This is a genomic window from Bacillus sp. HY001, from assembly GCF_007558965.1.
GTDB classification, from domain to species: domain Bacteria; phylum Bacillota; class Bacilli; order Bacillales; family Bacillaceae_G; genus Bacillus_A; species Bacillus_A mobilis.
This window is the reverse complement of record NZ_VLTE01000188.1, coordinates 1-2,435: the sequence shown is the minus strand read 5'-3', so window position 1 is coordinate 2,435 and position 2,435 is coordinate 1. Positions and strand designations below refer to the sequence as shown.

Annotated in this window: 2 protein-coding genes and 1 pseudogene; 2 read left to right on the top strand and 1 reads right to left on the bottom strand. The window is 31.7% G+C overall.

The annotated features are described in order from the left end of the window. Positions 1-298 (top strand): annotated as a pseudogene (locus tag FOT98_RS30325) (XRE family transcriptional regulator); the annotation flags it as partial. Between the two features lie 161 nt (positions 299-459). Here FOT98_RS30325 and FOT98_RS30320 read toward each other — a convergent pair. Beyond that, complete coding sequence (locus tag FOT98_RS30320; RefSeq protein ID WP_000237083.1) at positions 460-927, bottom strand: RsfA family transcriptional regulator; 468 nt, start codon at positions 925-927, stop codon at positions 460-462. A gap of 351 nt (positions 928-1,278) precedes the next feature. Here FOT98_RS30320 and FOT98_RS30315 point away from each other — a divergent pair. Next, positions 1,279-2,435: S8 family serine peptidase (locus tag FOT98_RS30315; RefSeq protein ID WP_144291221.1), on the top strand; the 1,157-nt coding region annotated here is incomplete at its 3' end.

Genomic DNA, 2,435 nt, shown 5'->3' with positions numbered 1-2,435 from the left:
GGTAATCGGAAAGAAATGTATAGAAGAACTTCAAGAACAATTACCTGAAGTAACAGTTGTTAAAGAAGTAAAGAAGACTGTAGAATCAGTCGAACAAATAGAGAAGAAGATCCGTGAACAAATACTGAAAGTACACAATGAAAAAAAAGTAAGCATTCGTGAAATAGCAGATGAAATTAGTATTTCTCCGTCTACATTATCTAGATTTTGCAATTATAAAACAAAACGTTTATCTAAAAAAGCATTAGAAAAGCTAACGAAATGGTGCGAAAGACAAGAAATATTAGAAAAGATGTAACATAGACTAAACATTTCTTTTAATAATAGTCCAATTAAAAATACACATACATTATGTATGTGTATTTTACTTATTATCAATTGCAAGAGGCAAAATTTCTTTTATTAAAAGTAATTTTGGAGGGCGAAGGTCCTACTGAAAAATCAAAATAGTTATACTGTTTAATCCACTACAATTAAACTTCTTGTCTTATCGATATGGTTCAGTAACATACGATACTCTTCTTCATACATAGTTAAACGTTGTAGAAGGGATTGATTCTCAGCTTCTAAATCTTCAATTTGATTTTGTAAAATTGTCAATTCATTTATATCTTTATAATTTTGTAGAAAGAGAATAATGTCATCTAATGTAATAGACAAAGAGTTTGTTTCTTTTTCTGGTTGGGAGAGAGGAATGCTGTTTCCCACTTTTCGGTGTTGTTTGGCTTGTTGGATTTCGTCTTGGTATTGTTTTCTCACATATGAATTCCAACGAAATCCACAAGCTGCGGGTGTTCTAGCTAGTAGTTTTGCTACTTCTTTGAATGCAGCTAACTGTGTTCCACCGTTACGAATATACTGAAGTACTGTTGATGCGAGAAGTAAATCGTTATCATTAGTCCAAGAATCTTGTCTTGAAATTACCACGTTTTAACCCCCCATATATGTTTTATATTACATATATGCAGTTACTTAAAATGATAGAAGCTCAATCTCTCTTACAATAATTAAGGGTAAGTTTATAGAAGTATCTATGATTTTCAATGCAAAATTACATATAGGGTTGACTATTCACCAAACCTGTAACTATAATAGTTACAGGTTTGTAGCTGAATTAATAGGATTGACATGAGTTAGTTCTATGAATGATGTATAAACAAATATTTAAGAATGAATGGAGTTGAAAATATAGACCTACATATAAAATATATTTCTAGAAAGAAATTAGGTAATATACATTTTTTTATAATTATATATTAATAAAAAGAGGTGCGCGTTTTGAAAATTTTTAAGGGAATTCTAGTTTCTTCAATTGCATTAACAGCATTTAATGGAGTAGGTGGTATACTTCCAAGTGAAAAATCAGAAGTTGCCTACGCAGCTACTTACAATTATTCAAATAAGCAATTGAATTCTACTGTACATAAACAAGCTACTAAACAATTAATTTTAAAATTTAAAAATGAAGCGAATTTACCATATCAGGATGGAATAGAAAAATTCATTAAAGAAGAAAAACAAGATCCTGAATTCATTGGAATTTTAGCTGAATATCCAAATGTAACTATAAATCGACTTTTTAATTCTTTAAATCCTAAAGAAATTAAAAATCTAGGTAAAGAAATAAAAGATTCTGATCATATTTCTTCTAATTTGCTAAACTACTATATTGTAGAAACTCAAGATGGTATTGATGTACAAGCGTTACTTACAAAAATTGAGAAATCATCTCTTGTTGAAACGGCGTATTTACAGGAAGAAGAGGCTTCACCAGCAGAGCGTTTACCAAATTTATCTGTTAACCCATATGATGAGCCTAGACTTAAAAGACAAGGTTATCTTGAACCAGCACCATTAGGAATTAATGCACCTTATGCCTGGAGCATAAAAGGTGGGGATGGAAAAGGGACTACATTCGTAGATATGGAGTATGGATGGTTATTTAGTCATGAGGATTTAGTGAATCAAAAGATTGAATTGATATCTGGACAGAATAAAAGCGAGCACCATGATCATGGTACTTCAGTCTTAGGAATTGTTTCGGCAGAGGATAATAACATAGGCGGAATTGGAATCGCACCCAAAGCTAAGGTAAAGGTTGTATCTCAAATTAGGGATAACGGAAATTATAATACAGCTGATGCTATTTTAAGTGCGGTTAACAATATGCAAGCTGGAGATATTCTTTTACTAGAGGCACAAGCAACTTACGATGGATATGGAGATAAGAACTATCTTCCTGTAGAAGTAAAACCGGATATATTTGATGCAATTCGTCTGGGAGCAAATAAAGGAATTATTATTATTGAAGCAGGTGCAAACGGCGGAAACGATTTAGATCAATTCAGAGACCGTAATGGTAAACAAGTTTTAAATCGTAATAGTCCTGATTTTAAAGATTCAGGGGCAATTATGGTTGGAGCAGCTTCTGCAAG